The sequence below is a fragment of the Geobacillus sp. YF-1 genome (assembly GCF_052692335.1).
Window position 1 is genome coordinate 1,827,446 of the sequence record NZ_CP199850.1, and the last position, 22,271, is coordinate 1,849,716.

Consider the following 22,271-nt stretch of genomic DNA (forward strand, 5'->3'; position numbering starts at 1 on the left):
TATCATTCCACAAAAATCCACTCATTCAAAAAATAGAGTATGGTGAAACGATTCGGGCGCAGCCGATGGGCTTCCTTTAAACTACGCTCTACTAGCCAGCGGTCGATACCAAGCTGTTGTGGCGCAACCGCCCCACCTACTCTCTCGACCATTGAGCGAAGACGCTCTGGGGACGGCAATGATTCGAGCAGCTCCCGAATAGAAGCGGTATGCGCTTTGAGCCGTTCCCATATCGTTTCGTCCATGGACGTTCGGCATTTTTCTAATTCACTTAACAAAGGCCAAAAGACGCGTTGATAGTGCTCCACAATGATCGGAGTCGATACTCCCACTTTTGCGCCGTGGAGCACTTGCCGTTTGTTCTGGCGCAAAAATTCTATTTCCCAATAGTGGGAAAGGTGGTGTTCAGCGCCCGAAGCGGGGTACGATTGACCCATGAGCAACATGGCGATGCCCGATTGCAACAGCGCATCCATTACTACACGAATTCCTTGTTCACCGCCATCGGCAATGTCATCGAGGTGATCGACACACGTTTGCAACGACTGTTCCGTCAACTGATGAACGAATGGGCAATATGGCTCATCCGTCATCCAATGGGCAAACTGCCAGTCAGCCAATGACGTATACTTCGCCAGCATATCACCAACCCCAGCAGCGATCATCGCTTTCGGCGCATTCCGCAACACTTCAATATCGGCAAACACTGCCATCGGCGCCTGTGCTTGAATGGTTTTTTTCACCCCGCGAATGATGAGCGGAGCACCCATGGATGTAAATCCATCGACCGATGGAGCAGTAGGAACCGAAATAAACGGGACTTTCATTTTATAACTGCCAAAACGGGTAATGTCGTGAATCGTTCCCGCCCCTACGGCAATGAACGCATCGACATCGTCCGGCGTTTCCAGCAGCACTTGCACGATGGCACGCTCATCGGCGATGACATCGCCATTTTCATCCGGTTGCACGAAGCATACCGTGCAGCGAATCGCTTCATTTTCCAGCTCATCACACAATGATTGTCCCGCCGCCGCAAACGTCCGCGCGTCGGCCACCACAGCCACTTTCTTATATCGCTTGTACTGCAAATAAGCTGCCAGCCGTTTGAACGCCTCATGGCTCACGACAATTTGTTCAATCGGAATATCATAATGACGATGCCCGCACTGACATTGCTTGGCTAATGAAACGATGCCGTCCACTGTTTGATTCACTGCATGATCTCCTTCCCTAAGCGGATGATGTCACCAATCGAGTCCAACACATAATCGGGCCGTTCCTTGGCCCGCAATGCGTCAAGCTGACTCCGCTTTGTATTACCGGTCAACACAAGAGCCGTCTTCATCCCGTGCATCCGCCCCATGCGAAGATCTGACTCCACACTGTCACCAATGAGGAGACAACGGTGAGGCGGCACTTGCAGCTGGCGCAAGGCCGCTTCCGCCATAAAGCAAGAAGGCTTGCCTAACACGATTTCCACTGTTCGGGCTGTCGCCGCTTCAATCGCCCCGACCATCCCCGCCACATCAATGGCATTCCCATGTTCACTCGGAAACGTTTTATCGATATTGGTCGCCATGATGCGCGCTCCATGCCAAACCGCGCGAAAGGCCAAATCTAACTCTCGATAGGTCACGGTCTCATGCAACGTGATAACGAGAAAGTCCGCTTCCTCCGGCACGGCTGCCAATCGAACGTGGTGGAGGCGCAACTCTTCGCGCAGCCCCTCATCCCCCAGCGTCCAAACTTGACAGAGCGGATAGTGTTGGCGCAAAAATTGCGCCGTGACCGTCGAAGATAAAACAATCTCCTCCTCTGCCACAGCCACCCCGAATCGTGTAAACTGTTCATAGCACATGCGCCGCGACCAATTGCCGCGATTGCTGACGAACACGATTCGTTTTCCAAGAGAGCGGAGGTAGGCAACCGCCTCCTCCGCCTGCGGAATGAGTTCATTTCCCCTCCATATCGTCCCATCAAGATCAATCAACACCCCTGCGATTTCCTCCATCAAGGGCAATCCACCTCCCATCCGTCTATGATGTCCGCACGCCAAACCGATAGACCGTCGTTGATACCCGCTCCTTGTCAGCCGGCAATACGATCGAGGGAAACTGCGGATGGTGAACCGCATCCGGCAACCCTTGCGTTTCTAAGCAAATGCCGAGATGTTTCCGCGACGGCACGCCGCCTAAATCTATTCCTTCCGGCAGCTGGTTCGATGTGTACACGACCACGCCGACTTCGTCCGTCTCCACCGTCAACGTTCGTCCGCTCTCTTGGTCGGAAAGAACAATTTCCTTGTCATGATGCCGGTCGAGCCAAAACGGATGGTCATAGCCCCCACCAACGAGTTCGATTTGCGGATGCCCAGATTCAACCGCCTCCCGGATCATCTTTCCGTGCCGCAAGTCAAACGGCGTGCCGGCGACATCCAAGACGCGCCCGGTCGGAATCAGTTGCTCATTTAGCTCGAGCACACGCGAGCTTTGGATCGTTAGCGTATGGTCCAAAATATCCCGCTTGCCGTTGCCGCTCAAGTTAAAATACGTATGATTCGTCACGTTGAGCAACGTCGTTTTGTCCGAACGGGCTCGGTACGTCACCGTCCATTCGTTGTCATTGTTCAGCCAGTACGCCACTTGCACTTCCAAAGTTCCCGGATACCCTTCCTCCCCGTCCGGGCTTGTGTACGAAAAAACGACGCCGACCGCATCATCGCGTTGAACGGTCTCAGCCTGCCAAAGCACGTGATGGAAGCCATTCGGACCACCGTGCAGATGGTTGTTGTTTTCGTTTTTCGCCAATTGATACGTGATTCCATCGAGTTCGAAGCTCGCCCCGCAAATGCGCCCCGCCACCCGGCCGATGACCGCGCCAAAGTACGGCGCGTTTTCGATATACGGTTCAAACCGGTCAAACCCGAGCACGACATTTTCGATGTTGCCGTTTCGGTCAGGAACGCATAGCCTCGTGACAACACATCCATAGTTCATCGCCGACAATTCTACGCCCCGATCATTGGTCAATGTAAACAAAAGCACGTCTTTTCCGTTATATCCAGCCCATTTCTCATATGTCACTTTCATGTTGCTTCCCCTTCCTTATAACCTTACGATGTTTCCCGTTTTCATCGATGTGCGGCAAGCGTCGAGCGCCCGCGCTTGTTTGATCATGCGCTCTGGCGAATACAACAGCGGTGTTCCTTCAAGACTGGCGCGCGAGAAGTGCTCGATTTGCAGCGCGTATTGATCGCCTGACACCATTTCCTCGCGCTCCCTTCCATCAGCCGTTACGATCGCAATCCGTCCCTCACCGCCATGGACATCCGGCCGATACGCCCGCGAGACAACGATTTTTCCCTTCGTGCCCATCACTTCGTATTCGTTCTGAAAGAACATGTCAAAACTGCACGTGAACTGCGCAAGCACACCGTTTTCCATCCTCATCCACCCATTCGTCGTTACATCGACCGAACGGTGCGGATCAAAATGGGACTGAACAAATAGCTCCATAGGTTCGGCGCCAAGGATGTGTCTTGTCGAGTGCACGCAATAGCAGCCGACATCGAACAAGCTCCCCCCGCCAAGCTCAGGGTTCATGCGGATATTCGTTTCCCGGCCTTGCAAGTAAAAAGAGAAATGGGCACGCATGTACGTGACGTCACCGATCTCACCGGCAGCGAGAAGCTGTTTGACTCGCTCATGCTGCGGATGGAACTGGTACATGAACGCTTCCATGAATAAAACATCGTTTCTCTCGCACGCCTCGATCATGCGTCGGACATCCTCTTCACATAAGGCAGCCGGTTTTTCGCAAAGCACATGTTTTTTCTTCTGTGCCGCTTTGATCGTCCATTCCGCGTGCAGGCTGTTCGGAAGCGGAATGTACACCGCGTCGATGTCCGGATCATCAAGCAGCTGTTCGTAGTTGTCATACACCTTCGGAATGCCGAGCTCCCGCGCCGCTTCGCTGGCTTTCCCGCTTTCACTGGCGATCGCCACGACTTCGGCGCGATCCGTCCGGCGAATGGCCGGAATCATCACGTCTTTGGCAATGGCCGCTGTACTCATAATACCAAAGCGAACTTTACGCCCCATGTTTCGTCTCTCCTTTCCGTTTTCAAAGGGAGAGGCTGGCCATCAGACCAGCCTTCATTTCCTTATCGTTTTCCTAAACGAATCACATTCCACGATAACTTCGACAACGTCGCCGACACTTTCCCGCCGGACAGTTGAGCATCGCCGTTGCGGTGCGGAACGACCGGGGAAGATTGCGCGGAATTCGTTTGTTTCACGTTTTCATGTTCCAATACGATATGTTCAATAACGCGATAATCGTCAAAATGGCGGACATCGCACTCAAGCAATAACGAATCGTCCATATCACGGTTGACCGCGAAAATCGTCACTTCTTCTTTTTCTTCATTGTAAACCGCGATCGCCTCTAAATACGGAACATCTGTGAAGTCTTTGCTGTCGTATTTCGGGCTTGAAATAACTGGGTGCAACGCCACTCCTCTGCCGTAAACCGAGGCATGCATAAACGGATAGTAAATCGTTTGCTTCCATGCCGGCCCGTTCGGTTCCGTCATGATTGGCGCAATAACGTTCACTAACTGAGCCAAGCAAGCGATTTTCACCCGGTCGGCATGTTTCATGAGCGTAATAAGCATGCAGCCGACAAGAAGCGCATCTTCAAAGTTATAAATATCCTCTTAGCAAGTGTAAGTTTTTCTTAACTATTCAAATAAATCAGAGGAGTAAGAAAGTCATTCCAATGATATGCAATCGATAAAACTGCAATTGTTGTCAAAGCAGGTTTTATTTGTGGTAAAAGTACTTTGATAATATAGTTTGAAATGAATTTGCGCCCTCAATCGAAGCGGCTCGTCTAATCCTTTAATACTTGACCTTACAAACGTTGTATTTTCGTGTGATTATACTTTATGTTGTACGTATAAATTCCAACTTCATTGTACCATTGTGTATATTTTTTTCAATAAAAATTTCGAAAAAATCTAGAAATATTTCGGCCTAACTCACATTGACGCTAAAGGATGTCCATATAACTTCCCTTGCGTTCTGTGTTAATTGCTGCGGTTAAACCATCCCCTCTATTGATTGCCAACGTTTATATAAAACTACTTGATGAAAAGCAAGGACATGAGCCCTCCTTCCAGCCCATGCCCTTGGTGTCGTGCCATATGGATTTGCACGCTGGCTTCACCTTACCGCCCCCGCCAGAATACTTCATTCCATCTTAGTTCGTTCTTGAATGAGGAGACGGACGTATGTTCATTGATCACGACGCATTCAATGCCGGTCATTTCCGCAAAGTCTTGCAATTGTTCTGTTGTGACGGCAAACGAGAAGCACGTATGGTGGGCGCCGCCGGCTAAAATCCATGCTTCGGCCGAATCGCGCAACGATGGGCGCGGTTTCCATAAAATGCGGGCGACCGGCAATTTCGGCATGTCGTGTTCTGGCTTCACCGCATCGACTTCATTGACAATGAGACGGAAACGGTGCCCTAAATCGATCAGCGAAGCATTGACCGCCGCGCCCTCGCCGCCGTCAAACACGAGGCGGGCTGGATCTTCTTTTCCGCCAATCGAAAGCGGATGAACTTCGATGCGCGGCCGCGTTGCCGCGATCGTCGGACATACTTCGAGCATATGAGCGCCGAGAATCAGTTCGTTGCCCGGCTCAAAGTGGTACGTGTAGTCTTCCATAAACGACGTCCCTTTGCCATCGGCCATCACTTTCATCAACCGGACGAGGGCGGCCGTTTTCCAGTCGCCTTCGCCGCCGAATCCATATCCTTCCGCCATGAGCCGCTGAACGGCGAGTCCTGGGAGTTGCTTCATGCCATGCAAATCCTCGAATGTCGTCGTAAAGGCGGTGAAGTTGCCATCTTGCAAAAAGGCTTTTAACCCAAGCTCAATCCGAGCCTGCTCACGGATGGACTCGCGAATCGGTCCATCTTGACGGCCGGCGGGTACAATGTCATACAGCTCCTCGTATTCATCGAGCAACTCGTTCACTTTTTGTTCGGAAACATCGCGGATGTATTGCACCAAATCCCCGATGCCATAACCGTTGACCGACCAACCGAATTGAATTTGCGCTCCGACTTTGTCCCCTTCTGTAACTGCCACTTCGCGCATGTTATCGCCAAAACGAGCCACTTTTAGGTTTCGGCTTTCCGCAAAGGCAACAGCCGTCCGCATCCATTTCGCCAGCCGCCCGCGGACTTCTGGGTCTTCCCAATGACCAACGACCACTTTCCGGGCCACTCCCATTCTCGCACCGATAAATCCGTATTCCCGGTCACCGTGAGCCGATTGGTTTAAGTTCATAAAGTCCATATCGATGCTGTCCCATGGAATATCACGATTAAACTGCGTATGAAGATGCAATAACGGTTTTCGCAACTCCAACAGGCCGCCAATCCACATTTTCGCTGGCGAGAACGTATGCATCCAGGTGATCACCCCGGCGCATTGTTCATTCGCATTCGCCTCAAGGCAAACGCGCCGGATTTCCTCTGGCGTCGTTACGACTGGTTTAAAAACGAAGGGGAACGGGAACACGGAATCCTGATTCAACTCATTGACGATCGTTCTTGAATGCTCTTCCACTTGTTGTAACGCTTCTTCCCCGTATAAATGCTGGCTTCCTGTCACGAACCAAAATTCATAAGGCCGGAATGATAACATGATTGCCCCTCCCCATTTACGATAAAGTCACCGATTCGTTCGCCGTCCGTGCAGTTTCTCTCCAATGTTTGAGCCGTTTCATGACATCGTTTTCCCCACGGCCGAAATAGTCATGAAGCTTCGTATATTCTTGGTACAACTGCTCGTAGATCGCGACATTCTCTGGAATTGGCTTGAACGTCTCTTCGCGTACTTTCCCCATCTTTTGGGCTGCGTCGACGATCGATTCATATCCACCGTTTTCTTTGCCGGCCGCAACCGCCGCGAACATGGCAGCCCCGACTGCCGGGGTTTGCTTGGACGCCGCAATTTTAATCTCACGGTTGGTCACATCAGCGTAAATTTGCATGAGCAGCTTATTTTTTTGCGGCAATCCGCCGCACGCGTACAATTCGTCAACCTTGACACCGTTTTCAACGAAAGCATCGATAATTTTGCGCGTGCCAAAGGCCGTTGCTTCCAGCAATGCGCGGTAAATCTCTTCTGGTTTCGTCAGCAACGTATAGCCGATGATCAGCCCGGTTAAATCGGTGTCGACCAATACGGAGCGGTTGCCGTTCCACCAGTCCAACGCCAACAGCCCGGTTTCTCCCGGCCGATAGGCAGCAGCCCGCTTCTTAAGCCATTCGTGGACGCCGACTCCTTCTTTTTCTGCCGCTTCTTTCACATATGCCGGAACACCTTGCTCCACATACCAAGCGAAAATGTCACCAACTGCGGATTGGCCGGCTTCGTAACCGAAATACCCGGGAATGATGCCGTCCTCGACGACCCCGCACATGCCTTCGACATATTTTTCTTCCGTGCCCAGTAGCATGTGGCAAATCGAGGTTCCCATCGCCATCACCAGTTTGCCTGGTTCAACGACCCCGACACCCGGTACGGCCGCATGGGCATCGACATTGCCGACGGCAACGGCGGTTCCCGGAAGGAGGCCCATCATGGCCGCCATTTCCTTCGTCAGCACTCCTGCTCTTGTGCCGAGCGGAACGATCGGGCCGCGCAGTTTCGTTTCTGTTACGTGTTCCAGCCGCGGGTCGAGCGCCCGGAAAAACTCCTTGCTCGGATAGCCGTCTTGTTTATGCCAAATCGACTTATAACCGGCCGTGCAGCTGTTGCGCACCAGTTGACCGGTCATTTTGAAGATCACCCAGTCGGTTGCCTCGAAAAAGAGATCGGTTTGGTCGTAAATATCCGGCGCTTCGTTCAGAATCTGCCAAATTTTCGCAATCATCCATTCGGATGAAATTTTACCGCCGTATCTCGGCAAAAACGCTTCGCCCCGTTTGGCGGCGATTTCATTGAGCAAGTTTGCCTCATCCTGAGCGGCATGGTGCTTCCACAATTTCACCCAGCTGTGTGGGCGATGTTTAAACTCCGGTTTCAAGCAAAGCGGCTCACCGGCAGCATCAACCGGCAGCATCGTGCAAGCGGTAAAATCGATCCCAACCCCGATCACATCCGCCGGGTTGACCCCTGACTTTTGCAATACAGCTGGAACGGCGGTCGCCAACACTTCGATATAATCGCCCGGGTGCTGCAGTGCCCAGTCTGGTTCTAGTTGTACGTTCGATTCCGGCAACACTTCATCAATGACTCCGTGAGGGTACGGGGTGACATGGTCCGCAATTTCGTTTCCTTCCAGATCAACGAGAACGGCGCGTCCCGATTCCGTCCCATAGTCGATGCCGATGACATACTTTTTCCCCATCGCAGTCTCCCTCCCTTATTGGCCATAGTAAGCGTTTACGCCATGCTTGCGTAAATAATGGCGGTCAAGCAGTGACTGGCTGATCGGCTGTGCATTTGGATTGAGCATGTACGTTCTTGCCGCCATTTTCGCCACTTCTTCCAAAACGACAGCATTGTGGACGGCATTGGCCGGATCTTTGCCCCAAGCAAACGGTCCATGGCCATGCACCAAAACACCCGGTACTTGCAACGGGTCGAGAAACCGGAACGTTTCGGTGATCACTTTGCCGGTTTCAAGTTCGTACGCCCCTTGAATTTCCTCGCGGGTCATCGGCCGGGTGCACGGAATTTCGCCATAAAAATAGTCAGCATGCGTCGTCCCCAACGCTGGAATCCCTCTCCCGGCCTGTGCCCAAACAGTCGCCCAAGTCGAATGGGTATGGACAATTCCGCCGATTCCTAGAAATTGTTTATACAGCCAGAGATGGGTCGGAGTGTCCGATGATGGTTTTAAGGCTCCTTCTACCACGTTGCCGTTTAAGTCCACAACCACCATATCATCGATCGTCAGTTTGTCATACGCCACCCCGCTTGGCTTAATGACAACCAACCCGCACTCCCGGTCAATCCCGCTCACATTTCCCCACGTAAACGTCACGAGGCGGTATTGCGGGAGCTGCAAGTTAGCCTCTAATACGGCCTGTTTCAACTTTTCAAGCAAGGGCCTCACTCCCTATAAAAATATCTCCACCTCCATTATAATTTTGTACGTACAATTTTTCCATACTTTTTTATTGATCTCGGACATATTTTTATATTTCTTTTGTAGAATTCCGGACAATTAACTCAGGTTTATAAATAATATCTCTGATCGTTTCAGCCGTTGGCTGCTCGATCATTTGAATCAACAGCCGCGCCGCTTCGATCCCCATTTCCGTTTTTGGATGGCGAATCGTTGTCAACTTCACTTCCGTCGCTGTCGCAAACGTCGAATCATCGAATCCGACAATCGAAATGTCATCAGGAACCGATAATCCTTGTTGGCGAATGACATCAAGAAGCAAAATCGCCAGCTCATCATTGTAGCAAACAAACGCTGTCGGCCGCTCCTCTTTCGGCCGTTGCAAAAACTCCCGCGCCACCTCAAGCGGTCTGGTCGTTTTCTCCTCGGTTGTGTAGGCTAGAAGATACTCCGTCGCCACGGGCACCTCGTGTTGCTGATGGGCACGAATAAACCCCCGCAAACGATCCACCCCTTGCAAATCGTCCGTTTTAAAGAAACCAGTGATTCGGCGATGGCCTAAACGAATGAGGTGATCCGTCAACAAAAACCCGCCTTCTTCGTCATCCATTTTCACGCATGGACAGCTCACTTCCAAATAGCGGGCGTTGATCATCACATACGGAATATGGTGGTTGTTAAGCGACAAGTAGTAGCCTAAATTAGGGTTTCCTTGCGCGCTTTTCGTCGGCTCGATGATCAGCCCGCTCAACGGCTCCCGAATCATCTCCTCAAGCCGTTCTTTTTCTCTCTGTTTATCGTTATTTGTGCTCGCCAACAAAAGGCGGTACCCTTTTTCCCGCAACGTCTCTTCCGCACCGCGTACAATATGAGGGAAAATATAATCGGAGATATAGGTCGTCACGATCCCGATCGTTTTCGTGTCAACCTGTTCTTTCGGTTTTGGTCGGGACACAAATGTGCCGCTCCCTTGGATTTTGTACAGCCATCCTTCCTTCTCAAGCTCACCGAGCGCCTGCCGAACCGTATGGCGACTTAACTGAAACTGGTTGGCGATTTCATGCTCAGTCGGAATTTTCTCATCCGGCTTTACCTTGCCTGAAACAATCCATGATAAAATTTCTTGCTTTAATTGCGCATATTTGGGCAGCGTTTTCTCCTTCATAGTCCACCTCAACGATAAATGAGATATAAATTAATTTTATTATAGCAGTTTTTATTTGTCCGTATCATTGTGCTAAGAGCAGACGGCGGAAAATATATGAGGTGCCTGTACACGCCCTTTTTCGAACGAAAGAGAACAAGGGGAGAAAACGCTCCAACCTCCAAAACCACTTGAAATGTGACTCAACATACGGATCATATGAACCGATCGAACTCTTTTCGAGCATAAAAGCCTTTTGTCCGCCTTTTGACCATTTGACAAAAAAGCCAAGCAATGCGCTTGGCCCTTCGCTTTCGCATTAAGCAGCTTTGTTTTTGTTGTAAATATCAAAAGCGACCGCAATAAGCAATACAAGCCCTTTAATGGCTTGTTGCCAGTCAATCCCCAACCCTAACAACGACATGCCGTTGTTCATCACACCCATCACAAGACCGCCGATAATCGCTCCCCCGATCGTGCCAACACCGCCATAAGCGGATGCACCTCCGATAAAGCATGCCGCAATGGCATCGAGCTCAAACAAGTTCCCCGCTTTCGGCGTCGCGGCGTTGAGGCGAGCGGCAAAAATCAATCCGGACAAAGCGGCCAGCACACCCATGTTAACAAACACCCAAAATGTGACGCGTTTCGTTTTAATGCCGGACAATTGCGCAGCCTTCTCATTACCACCAATCGCATAAATATGGCGGCCGACGACCGTCCGATTCGCCACAAAGGAATAAGCAATGATCAACGCAGCCAAAATCACTAGAATCGTCGGAATTCCTTCATACGTCGCTAAAATATAAGTGAAAATCATGATCACAACGGCGATCGCAGCGAGTTTCAACGCAAACATCGGCGCAGGAACGACGGCAAACCCATATTTCTTCTGGCTGTTTCGTTTTCTCCATTCCAGTGCAATAAACAAGAGGGAAGCAGCAACACCGATCACGATCGTGAACAGATGAATCGCTCCGCCATGAAATACGTCTGGGAGAAATCCAGAGCTCATGTTTTGAAATGTTTTCGGAAACGGAGCGATCGACTGTCCCTCCAAAATAACCATTGTCAACCCCCGAAACAGCAACATCCCTGCCAATGTAACAATGAACGATGGGATGTTTACGTACGCCACCCAAAATCCTTGCCATGCGCCAATCAAGGCTCCGAGCAATAAACAAATGAGCATTGTCAACCACACTGATGCTTGGTGCTGAACCATCAGAATGCCGGCCAATGCCCCGACAAAAGCTGCCACCGATCCGACAGACAAATCAATATGTCCAGTGATAATGACAAGCATCATGCCGACAGCCAGAACCAAAATATAACTGTTTTGCAAAATCAAGTTTGTAATATTCAATGGCCGCAACAAAATGCCCCCAGTTAACACTTGAAACAATAACATAATCAAAATGAGAGCGATCACCATGCTGGAACTTCTCATATTATTTTTGATCAACTGACCGAGCGATAACCGTTGATTTTCTACAGATTGCCCTGAGGAATGATGCACTGCTTTCCGCATTGGTGCTTCCATTTTATGCTCCCTCCTGAATCGCTGTTTTCGTCATGAGCCTCATTAGTTTTTCTTGGGTCGCTTCTTCCCGTGGCACCTCGCCAGTGATTCTCCCTTCACTCATCACATAAATTCGATCGCACATGCCAAGAATTTCCGGAAGCTCGGACGAGATCATTAAAATGCCCTTCCCTGCATCGGCTAGCTGCTGAATGATTGTGTAAATTTCATATTTCGCGCCGACGTCAATTCCCCGTGTCGGTTCGTCAAGAATCAAAATATCGGGCTCAGCGAAAATCCACTTGCTCAGCACCACTTTTTGCTGATTTCCCCCACTAAGGGCTTCTACTTTTTGAAATACGCTTGGCGTTTTAATTTTGAATTGGTCACGAAAGCGCTCCGACTCAACAATTTCTTGGTTTTCATCAACGACCAAATGACTCGAGATTTTACTTAAACGTGAAAGGGTAATGTTTTTCCTGATATCTTCCATTAAGATAAGCCCGTTCCCTTTGCGGTCTTCTGTTACATAAGCAATTCCATTAGCAATGGCCTTGCTGACATCACTGACATCGATTTTGGACCCGTTTTTCCATACTTCGCCACTGATTTTCTTTCCGTATGACCGACCAAAGATGCTCATGGCCAATTCCGTTCGTCCCGCCCCCATGAGGCCAGCGATCCCGACAATTTCTCCTCTACGAATCGACAGATTGACGTCATCAATCACCTTGCGCTCGGAGTAAACGGGGTGATACACCGTCCAATTTTTCACTTCAAATATGATTTCGCCGATCTTCGGTGTTCTTGTCGGATAACGATTGGTTAAGTCGCGCCCAACCATTCCACGGATAATCCGGTCTTCGGTCACTTCATCATGTTTCATATCCAACGTTTCAATCGTTTTTCCATCCCGTAAAATCGTGATCGAATCAGCGACTTTAGCAATTTCATTTAATTTATGGGAAATAATAATGGCCGATAAGCCCTGTTGTTTCAATTCCAAAAGCAAATTCAGCAAGTTTTCGCTGTCATCTTCATTCAAAGCCGCTGTCGGCTCATCCAAAATAAGCAATTTGACTTCTTTGGCCAATGCCTTCGCGATTTCCACAAGTTGCTGCTTGCCGACACCAAGTTGGCCGACCGATGTATGCGGTGACTCCTCTAATCCGACTTTCTGCAGCAGTTTTTTTGTTTGAGCAATCGTTTCATTCCAGTTAATGATGCCTTTTTTCGCTCGTTCATTCCCTAAAAAAATATTTTCGGCAATAGATAAATACGGAATTAAAGCCAACTCTTGATGAATGATAACAATTCCTAACTGTTCGCTCTGTTTAATATCTTTAAATCTACATACTTCACCTTTAAATAAAATTTCTCCGTCATACGTGCCGTACGGATAAACACCGCTCAACACTTTCATTAATGTCGATTTTCCTGCCCCGTTTTCTCCACAAAGCGCGTGAATTTCTCCTTCCCGCACCTTTAAGTTCACATTATCAAGCGCTTTTACTCCAGGAAATTGCTTCGTAATCCCCCTCATTTCTAAAATAAATTCAGCCATCTTCTGTTGCCCCCTTGTCAGAGAGTTACGGATATAAGGGGTTGCAGATCCCTTATATCCGTTTTCTCGGCATCTTTTATTTTTCCAAATCTTCTTTTTTGTAATAGCCGCTGTCGATCAACACTTTTTCATAATTGGATTTATCAACCGAAACCGGTTCCAACAAATACGCTGGGACAACTTTAACTCCGTTATTATACGTTTTCGTATCGTTCACTTCCGGCTTTTTCCCTTTCAACACCGCATCCGCCATCTCAACTGCTTTTTTCGCTAATTCCCTCGTGTCTTTAAACACCGTTTGCGTTTGTTCCCCTGCGATAATCGATTTCACCGAAGCCAATTCCGCATCTTGGCCAGTAATCACCGGCATCGGCTTGCTCGGAGTTCCGTAACCGACCCCTTTTAAGGAAGAAATGATGCCGATGCTAATGCCATCATACGGGGACAAAACCGCATCAACGCGAGCATTCGTATAATGCGCGCTTAACAAGTTATCCATACGCGCTTGAGCCGTCGCCCCATCCCAGCGCAATGTCGCTACTTGGTCAAACTTCGTTTGCCCGCTTCTCACCACTAACTTTCCGGAATCAATGTACGGCTTTAATACCGACATCGCTCCATCAAAGAAGAAATAGGCGTTATTGTCATCTGGGGAACCGGCAAACAACTCGATGTTGAACGGTCCCTTTCCTTCTTTCAATCCGAGCTTTTGTTCAATGTACTGCCCTTGCAGCACACCGACTTTAAAGTTATCAAACGTTGCATAATAGTCGACATACTTGCTGTTTTTAATCAAACGGTCGTACGAAATGATCTTAATTCCTTGTTTATGCGCTTTTTCCAACACGTCCGTCAACGCTTCCGCATCAATCGGAGCAATCACTAACACGTTAACCCCTTTGGTGATCATGTTTTCAATTTGCGATACTTGGTTTTCAACCACGTCCTCAGCATATTGCAAATCCGTCTTATAACCGAGTTTTTCGAATTCTTTCACCATATTTTTCCCATCATGAATCCAGCGCTCTGAAGATTTCGTTGGCATAGAAATGCCGACAAATCCATTTTTTCCACCATTCGCTCCAAGTCCTCCGCAGGCCGATAATGACAGGACAAATATCGACAAAATTAGTACAAACAAAGACTTTTTCATTTTCTCCCTCCTCAAATTTGTACGTATATTTAATTTCTGTTTTTACTATACCACGGGACAAATTGTCCGTCTTTTTAATTAATTAACTATTTTTATAAAAATTTAACTTTGTTGAAGCGTTTTCAAAAACATCCATGAGGACACCCCCCTTCTGATCCCGACATAGAATGATGGATCAAGGTACGGACATTTTTGCGGAAAGTTCCATGAGTAGCGCGATCTGCTCTCCACCCGGAGATGAAAATGACCGCTTGCCGACGAGGTTTTCACGGAAAGAAAAAGGTGTCCCCATAAGGATCGGGACACCCTTTTTCACTAATTGTATCCATTTTGGTAACGGATAACCTTTTCGATCTGTCTCCTCTCATCCAATACTCGCTCCCCCCTGATCATCTCAAAAGGTATCCTTTGTTATGTGCATTTTCCGATATTGATTTGGAGACACCCCTATCGTCTTTTTAAAAGCCGTGCTGAAATAATGCTGTGTATCATAGCCGACGCGTTCAGCAATTTCATGAATCGGCAACTCAGTAGACAAAAGCAATTCCGCCGCCTTCTCCATCCGAGTTTTCGTCAACAAATGGGTAAATGAAATGCCGAGTTCTTGTTTGATCATTCGGCTTAAATAAACCGGGGAAACATTGAGAAACTGAGCCACGGACTCAAGCGTTAAATCCGGCTGGCTAAAGTGTTTCTGTATATACTGCCTAGCGCGGCGGACAATCGGAGAAATACGGCTTTCTTTCTCCATTTGCTCTTTGCATTTTTCATATGCCGCCCTCACCCCGCCCATTCCTCCCTGCACTGCTTCTATATATACACTAGCTTTGATATGCAGATGTTGCCTCAGTGCCATTTCAATTTGCCTGCACTGTTCTTCGCTGATCGCTTTCCAGCTGATCACAACAACGAGCTCGTTCGAATCGCGAAAAATAATTTTTTCGCCATCTTCCAATAATTCAGAGACGGCCTTTTCGATGGCAAATAAAAGCAACTGCCGATCCCGATCGCTCACAATGGGCTGATTTTTAAATGAAAACCATTGGATGACAATGATTTGCGCAGGGCAAGACCACGAAAGTCCAAGCAAGGACAGTTGCTCGATCATCTCCTCCTCTGTCAGTCGCCCTGCCACCCATTCCATTCCTAATTGCTGGCGAAGCACGTGAGTATGCTTCTGTACTTGATTTGTTAACAGTTCCATATATCGTTTTTCCTGTTGCTCCTGTTCGAGCTTCTCCTTCACTTTTGCGACTACTTCGCGCAATTGCTGCGGATGAGTGGGTTTTAATAAATAATCATCCACTTGAAGACGAATCGCCTCCTGTGCATACGAAAACTCATCATAACCGGTAATCACAATCATACGGCAATGGGGCAACTTCTCCCGGGCATGCTTCATTAGTGTAATCCCGTCCATAATTGGCATGCTTAAATCGACAAACAATACATCGACTCGATGCTGCAAGGCGAATTCCAACGCCTCTTCCCCATCTTCTGCTTCTGCAACAACTTCCATGTTAAACTCATGCCAATCGATTGATTCCCGAATTCCTTCACGAATGATAGCCTCATCGTCCGCAATCAACACTTTCCACATGAATCCATTCCTCCTAAGGAAGATGGGGGATGATCGGGTGCACAATTGTCACGGTTGTCCCTTTCCCTTCCTGACTATCGATATACAGTCGATAGCGAGGACCAAATGTTAACTGTAAGCGGGCTTGTACGTTCACCATTCCGTACCCTTTCACCTTTTTCATCTTTCCTTCTTGGTCTCCCGATGTAAAGTCAATGGCTAAACTTTTCTGCAACTCTTGTAGCCGCTCCCGTGACATTCCGACGCCATCGTCTTTTACACAAATATACATCGCTCCTTCATGTTCTCGCGCTTGAATCCAAATATGCCCTTGTCCTCTTCTCTGTTTGATACCGTGATAAATCGCATTCTCTACAATCGGCTGCAATAGCAACTTTAACACATAAAATTGTTGCAGATGTTTCGGAATATCAAAGGTATAGTCCAACTTATCTTTATAGCGAACTTCCTGGATACGTAAATAACTTTTCGTATGTTCTACTTCCTCAGCCAAACGAATCATATCCTTCCCCTTGCTCAATCCAATGCGGAACAACTTTGCCAGATTGTTGACCAACTCGGCAACATCATCAGCCCCTTTTTTGCGCGCCATCCATTGAATAGTGTCTAATGTATTGTAAAGGAAGTGCGGTTTAATTTGTGCTTGCAATCCCCGCAACTCTGCCTCCCACCGCTGTCGCTCTTGCCATTCCGCCAAAGAAATAAAATGCTGCATTTGATCCAACATGTGGTTGAAACTTCGACCCAATATCCCAATTTCATCCATGCGCTCCCCATGATAACGAACCGTTAAATCGCCTGCTTGCGCTTTTTTCATAAATGCCGTCAGCTGGCTGATCGGACGAGATAATGAAAACGACAGGTAATAAGAAGTGCCAATGGCAATAAAACAGACGAAAAAAATAAAACTGACGATATAAAAACGGATTTCTTTCACTTCTAGTGCTGATTCATCACTGGGAAACACTCCGATTGTTGTCCAATTCGTAAACGGCGAGCGCTGGTAAATAAACTGAACGTGTTGTCCATTGATGTTCTTGAAAAATGAACCGCTATTTCCTTTGATCCAGCGCATCGGGACAGCTGTCACTGTGGAACGGCTCGGAGTATAGATGCTTTTCCCTTGCTCATCCATCACCAGTAAATATCCCCATTTTCCAAGACGAATATTTTTGGTCGCTTCCGCAATGACTCTCAACTTTAAATCAACCAGTACAACCCCTTTCACGTTTTGTGTCTCCGGATCCACAATGGCTCGAACCGCGGATATGACTTCTGCACTTGTATAATGGGCATGAGAAATAACATTTCTTCCAACCGGATGACCGAGCATTTTAAAAATCCCTTTATTTTTCACAGCCTCACGATACCATGATTCCTTTGTCAACGGCCGGGGAGAACGGCTGTACATTTCATTGCTTATATAGTCGCCATACTCGTTAACAACTAAAATCCCCGCAATCTCGGGATACAACGTAGTGATTCCTTGCAAAAATTGACGCATTTCATAATCATTGCGAGGCGCTCTACGATCCAAGAACGCTTTTATTTGCGGATTAAAAGCAATCAGATACGTTGCGTTTTGCATATTATTGGCATAAAACTCTAATGTCTGATTGACTTGGCTAATCAATTGCAACGTATTTTCATTTACTTGTCGTTCAATAATTCGATCCACCGTCCACCCTACCAAGCTTCCTAAGCAGAGTGCAGGCACAATCATTGAGATGAGTAACAACGAAACAAACTTGTATCGTATCGGCCAATGGCTAACCCGCCAACGCTTCAGCATTCGCAACGTCAATCACTCGTTTCTCTGTAGTCATTTGGCATAAAAATGATCCACATTTTCTCGTGTAACGATCGTAATTCCTGTATCAACATACGCGGGTAGCGGTAAATCCCCCGATCGTGATGGTGAGGTAAGATGATGATGGAGATGAAATAAAAACTGCAGCGACCAGTACCCCATATTCCATGTTCCTTGCGCCAATGTCGCAGCAATCACCCCTTCCTTCACCAAATCTAATGTTTGTTTTTCTGTATCAAAACTAATGACCGTAATCTCTTTCTTATTTAGCTCTTTGATTGCTTCCGCCACGCCAACTCCTCCGTTTGCTTCTGTGGCAAAGATCCCTTGCACATCCGGATAATCTCGCAAAATCTCTATTGCCGCCTGTTTTGAGACCATAGTGTCTCCTTTTCCATTCTTCACAGCCACCACTTGCATTCGTGGATATTTTTCATAGATCGTCTCAACAAATCCTCTCGTTCGCTCTTGATGATTAAGTTGATGGGGGGAGGTAATCACGGCAACGTTTCCGCCATTTCTCAGTAGTTTTGCCATTTCGTGAGCAGCTGTCACTCCCGCACTATAATTATTCGTCCCTAGAAACGAAAACGCCTTGCTTCCCGAAGCATTCGAGTCAAATAATACAACTGGAATCCCTTTCTCAACAGCTTTATTGATTGTCTTTGTCAGCGCGGTCGGATTAATGGCGGAAACAGCAATACCTGCCGGTTTTCTCGCGATCACTTGTTCCAGCACCGTGACTTGCTCGTTGACATCATATTGGGTAGCCCCCCGATATTCCACGGAGACGTTCAATGCTTCCGCTGCATCTTCAAATCCTTTCAGACAGCGCTTCCAATAATCCATACCTGATTGGAAAGTGACCATGACGTATTTTTCATCTGGTTTGCCTTGAAACGCTGTCTCTCCTTGAGAAGCTAAACGGAGGCGAGAAATTTCTAAATGATAGCGGTATATATAAAGAATAAACAAACTGACTAAACAAGCATAAATGAGTAGTAACTTCTTCACTATGCTCATCCCCCTTGAACTCTCCTGAATCAAAAACTTATGGCAACAAAAACTGGCGGAATGATGCAGGATTTCCCCTAAGTATAGATGACGTTTCTTTCGAGGGCAATAGGAGAAGGCTTTTCCTTAATCAATGTACCATGTCTGAACGGCAAAATCCAAAACAAAAAAGATTGTCTCAAAAACAGGTGAGACAACCGTTTCATCATAATTTCATTCGATGGATTAATCGTTCTGTTCTCTTTTCGCTATTAGAATGATGTCAATCCAAAAAATGGATATAGAGAACAAAGGGAGTATAATAAACTTAAATAGGTTCAAGGTGTGTTCAATCATGAAAAAGAGTACATTGGATAAAGTGTACCAGATTTGAAGCGATTGAATTATGCTTCGAACGGGAACAAGTATCCACCCCCATCGCCCACATACCAAAATGCCCCATGTTTAAAGGGAGAGAGCTGGCCTGAAAAAGAACCAGCTCTCTCCCTTTTTTCTTCAATCAAACCGCTCAAACCATGTGAGATTCAACTCGCCTTATCCTTATTTGAAATGTCCATCCAAACAGCGATAACTAAAATTAACCCTTTCACGATATATTGCCAAAAAGTCTCAATATTCATCATACTCATGCCATTATCGATACTAGCCATAATCAGAGCGCCGATGATTGCCCCAATGATGTTTCCCCTTCCCCCCATTAGACTTGTACCGCCAATCACGCAAGCTGCAATGGCATCCAGCTCATACATCTCTCCAGCGCTTACCGTAGCGGCATTCAACCGACTTGTCAAAAGAACACCCGCTATGGCAGAGAGAATTCCCATTAAAACAAAAACGGACAGCACAACTCTCTTAATGTTGATTCCGGATAATGCAGCCGCCTCAATATTCCCGCCGATCGCATAAATATATCGTCCAAATGGTGTCTTTACAGCGATGAAAACAAAGATCATCGCTAGTAAAACAACAATAAGCATGGGGATGGGAACACCATAGTAACGGTTTAGCATGTACACGAGAACAAAAATACACAGCGAATAGCCTAATATTTTTCCATAATCATTTGCCTTTGAATTAAGCGCCAAACCTAGCTCTTTTCGTTTTTTTCTATTTCTCTCTACGGAAACAAATAATAGAATGATGCTAACAATCGCTAAAATATAACCGATTGCATAAGGAAGATAACTGTTTCCAATCGCTTCAAAACTATTATCTAACGGTGCTACGGTTTCACCATTGCTAATCCCGATTAAAATCCCTCGAAAAATTAACATTCCTCCCAAGGTGACAATAAAAGCAGGAACACCGCGATAAGCCACCCACCATCCTTGCCAGAGTCCAATCAACGCTCCGGCGGCAATTGCCACTAAAATGACACTGATGGTCCCCCAACCATGCCATACTTGCAAAATCGCAGCAATCCCTCCAGTCAGTCCAACAACCGAACCCACTGACAGATCAATGTGACCAGCTATAATAATCAGTGTCATTCCAATGGCTAAAACAGAAATCACAGACATTTGCATAAATAAGTTAGACAAATTCCGGGACGAAACGAATTCCCAGTCAGTTAAGAAACCAAAAATCACAGCGATTAAAAATAGTGCGATAATCAGTGTATAAGAACGGAAGTCAAATTTCCATTGCACCTTCTGATCCGTTCGGTTTCCCAATGTAGTTGTAGGAATTGGATTTTTCATCCTTTTTTCCTCCCGTTGCACAAATCATAATGTTTTCTTGCGTTGCCTCATGTCGTTGAAATTCCCCGGTTATTCGTCCTTCTGACATGACTAAAATGCGGTCTGACATTCCCATGACTTCTGGCAGCTCAGATGAAATCAAAACAATTGCCACCCCCTGTCTAGCCAGCTCGTTAATGATTTTATAAATTTCGTATTTGGCTCCGACATCGATTCCACGAGTGGGTTCATCCAAAATTAATATTTTAGGATTGCTCAAGAGCCACTTGCTCAACACGATTTTTTGCTGATTGCCTCCACTAAGCTGAGATACTTTCGCTTCTAAAGAAGGGGCTTTTAATTTCATTTTTCTTGTGATTTCTTCCGCCTGTTTGACCTCCAGCGCCCGATCAATCACATGCCGCCTTGCCACCTTTTTTAATGCAACAAGAGTAGTATTTTTAATAATATCCATCTCTAAAACAAGTCCATACTTTTTCCGATCTTCAGACACATACGCCATTCCACATTCAATCGCTTCCAAAGGCCGGTGAATATGAACTTGTTTGCCATCAATCCAAACAGTTCCTTCTTTCTTTCCGCGATAAGCGCCAAACAGGCTAGTAAACAGTTCTGTCCTTCCAGAGCCCATCAATCCGGAAATTCCTAAAATCTCGCCTCTCCGTAAGGAAAAAGAGACATCCCCGATGATTGTTCGTCCTGTCCTTTGATCTCTAACAGAATAGTTTTCTACTTTAAGCACTTCTGGTCCAATATCTCGAGGTTCATAAGGATATAACTCGTCCAGTTCCCGACCTACCATCTTTGCAATAATCCGTTCTTCCGTCAACTGATCAATAGAATCCGTACTAACGGTTTGTCCGTCACGTAAAACTGTTACTGTGTCAGCCAATTCCATAACTTCGTTTAGTTTATGGGAAATATAAATACAAGTAACTCCTTGGGCGCGAAGGTCTCGAAGAATTTGTTTTAACACTTTTACATCACTGTCCGTCAGTGCAGCTGTCGGCTCATCTAAAATAATGATCTTAGCGTCTTGGGCGAGTGCTTTGGCGATTTCTACTAACTGTTGCTTGCCTACCGTTAAATCTCGAATCTTTGTTTCCGGGTCAATATTCAACCCGATTTTTTGCAACCATTTTTGCGTCTCCGAGTACAACCGATTCCAGTCTATATATCTCCGTCGCATTAACTCATGACCAAGAAATAAATTCTCGGCAACGGTCATTTCGTCAACCAACGCCAATTCTTGATAAATAATAGCAATTCCCGCTGCCTGTGACTCTTTAATGTTTTTAAATCGAACTTCCTTTCCCTCAATATAAATCCTTCCCTCATATGTCCCATATGGATAAACGCCGCTGAGAACTTTCATCAACGTCGATTTCCCAGCACCATTTTCTCCACAAAGGGCATGGATCTCTCCCTTACGAACGGAAAAAGTCACGTTGTCCAATGCCCGAACCCCTGGAAACTCTTTTGTAATTCCCTTCATTTCCAAAATATATGGTTGCATAGATCCCACCTACTAACAAAGAAAGTTAAATTGGTAAACTAAGTTTAGAAACGACGGACAGCATTCGCGCCTTTAAGCGAAGATGCTGTC

The 22,271-nt window shown here is 47.1% G+C and carries 16 protein-coding genes and 1 pseudogene; all 17 read right to left on the reverse strand.

What is annotated here, in order from left to right; translation table 11 throughout:
* Positions 1–2: 2 nt before the first annotated feature.
* Positions 3–1,217 (reverse strand): sn-glycerol-1-phosphate dehydrogenase, encoded by a 1,215-nt coding sequence (locus ACTVIM_RS09175; RefSeq protein ID WP_445612382.1) that lies wholly within the window; start codon positions 1,215–1,217, stop codon positions 3–5.
* A complete protein-coding gene (locus ACTVIM_RS09180; protein ID WP_445612383.1) occupies positions 1,214–2,014 on the reverse strand; it encodes an HAD-IIA family hydrolase in 801 nt (266 codons plus the stop codon). Before ACTVIM_RS09180 ends, ACTVIM_RS09175 begins: the two co-directional genes overlap by 4 nt.
* Before the next feature lie 25 nt (positions 2,015–2,039).
* Positions 2,040–3,092 (reverse strand): aldose epimerase family protein, encoded by a 1,053-nt coding sequence (locus ACTVIM_RS09185; RefSeq protein WP_445612384.1) that lies wholly within the window; start codon positions 3,090–3,092, stop codon positions 2,040–2,042.
* A 15-nt stretch (positions 3,093–3,107) separates the two neighbouring features.
* The gene (locus ACTVIM_RS09190; RefSeq protein ID WP_445612385.1) at positions 3,108–4,103 is read right to left on the reverse strand and encodes a Gfo/Idh/MocA family protein; all 996 of its coding nucleotides are present in this window, start codon (positions 4,101–4,103) and stop codon (positions 3,108–3,110) included.
* 62 nt (positions 4,104–4,165) lie between these two features.
* Positions 4,166–4,720, reverse strand: a pseudogene (locus ACTVIM_RS09195) (alpha-L-arabinofuranosidase C-terminal domain-containing protein); the annotation flags it as partial.
* 513 nt (positions 4,721–5,233) lie between these two features.
* Positions 5,234–6,724: an L-arabinose isomerase gene (araA, locus tag ACTVIM_RS09200; protein ID WP_445612386.1), complete on the reverse strand. Its 1,491-nt coding sequence runs from the start codon at positions 6,722–6,724 to the stop codon at positions 5,234–5,236.
* A gap of 16 nt (positions 6,725–6,740) precedes the next feature.
* Positions 6,741–8,435, reverse strand: coding sequence for a ribulokinase (locus tag ACTVIM_RS09205; RefSeq protein WP_445612387.1), 1,695 nt, complete (start codon positions 8,433–8,435; stop codon positions 6,741–6,743).
* 15 nt (positions 8,436–8,450) lie between these two features.
* Positions 8,451–9,137 (reverse strand): L-ribulose-5-phosphate 4-epimerase, encoded by a 687-nt coding sequence (gene araD / locus ACTVIM_RS09210; protein WP_445612388.1) that lies wholly within the window; start codon positions 9,135–9,137, stop codon positions 8,451–8,453.
* 91 nt (positions 9,138–9,228) lie between these two features.
* Positions 9,229–10,323, reverse strand: a complete 1,095-nt coding sequence (locus ACTVIM_RS09215; RefSeq protein ID WP_445612389.1) for a GntR family transcriptional regulator — start codon at positions 10,321–10,323, stop codon at positions 9,229–9,231.
* A gap of 298 nt (positions 10,324–10,621) precedes the next feature.
* Positions 10,622–11,845 carry a multiple monosaccharide ABC transporter permease gene (gene mmsB, locus ACTVIM_RS09220; protein ID WP_445612390.1) on the reverse strand — a complete coding sequence of 408 codons (1,224 nt, stop codon included), beginning with the start codon at positions 11,843–11,845 and terminating at the stop codon, positions 10,622–10,624.
* Position 11,846: 1 nt separating this feature from the next.
* Positions 11,847–13,388 carry a multiple monosaccharide ABC transporter ATP-binding protein gene (gene mmsA / locus ACTVIM_RS09225; protein WP_445612391.1) on the reverse strand — a complete coding sequence of 514 codons (1,542 nt, stop codon included), beginning with the start codon at positions 13,386–13,388 and terminating at the stop codon, positions 11,847–11,849.
* Between the two features lie 76 nt (positions 13,389–13,464).
* Positions 13,465–14,541, reverse strand: a complete 1,077-nt coding sequence (chvE, locus tag ACTVIM_RS09230; protein WP_031409169.1) for a multiple monosaccharide ABC transporter substrate-binding protein — start codon at positions 14,539–14,541, stop codon at positions 13,465–13,467.
* A 394-nt stretch (positions 14,542–14,935) separates the two neighbouring features.
* A complete protein-coding gene (locus ACTVIM_RS09235) occupies positions 14,936–16,141 on the reverse strand; it encodes a response regulator transcription factor (RefSeq protein WP_445612392.1) in 1,206 nt (401 codons plus the stop codon).
* 13 nt (positions 16,142–16,154) lie between these two features.
* Positions 16,155–17,933 (reverse strand): cache domain-containing sensor histidine kinase, encoded by a 1,779-nt coding sequence (locus ACTVIM_RS09240; RefSeq protein ID WP_445614340.1) that lies wholly within the window; start codon positions 17,931–17,933, stop codon positions 16,155–16,157.
* A 30-nt stretch (positions 17,934–17,963) separates the two neighbouring features.
* Positions 17,964–18,965, reverse strand: a complete 1,002-nt coding sequence (locus ACTVIM_RS09245) for a substrate-binding domain-containing protein (RefSeq protein WP_031409164.1) — start codon at positions 18,963–18,965, stop codon at positions 17,964–17,966.
* Between the two features lie 524 nt (positions 18,966–19,489).
* Positions 19,490–20,665 (reverse strand): sugar ABC transporter permease, encoded by a 1,176-nt coding sequence (locus ACTVIM_RS09250; protein ID WP_445612393.1) that lies wholly within the window; start codon positions 20,663–20,665, stop codon positions 19,490–19,492.
* A complete protein-coding gene (locus tag ACTVIM_RS09255) occupies positions 20,598–22,181 on the reverse strand; it encodes a xylose ABC transporter ATP-binding protein (RefSeq protein WP_445612394.1) in 1,584 nt (527 codons plus the stop codon). The genes ACTVIM_RS09250 and ACTVIM_RS09255 overlap by 68 nt, the downstream gene beginning before the upstream one ends.
* Positions 22,182–22,271 lie beyond the last annotated feature (90 nt).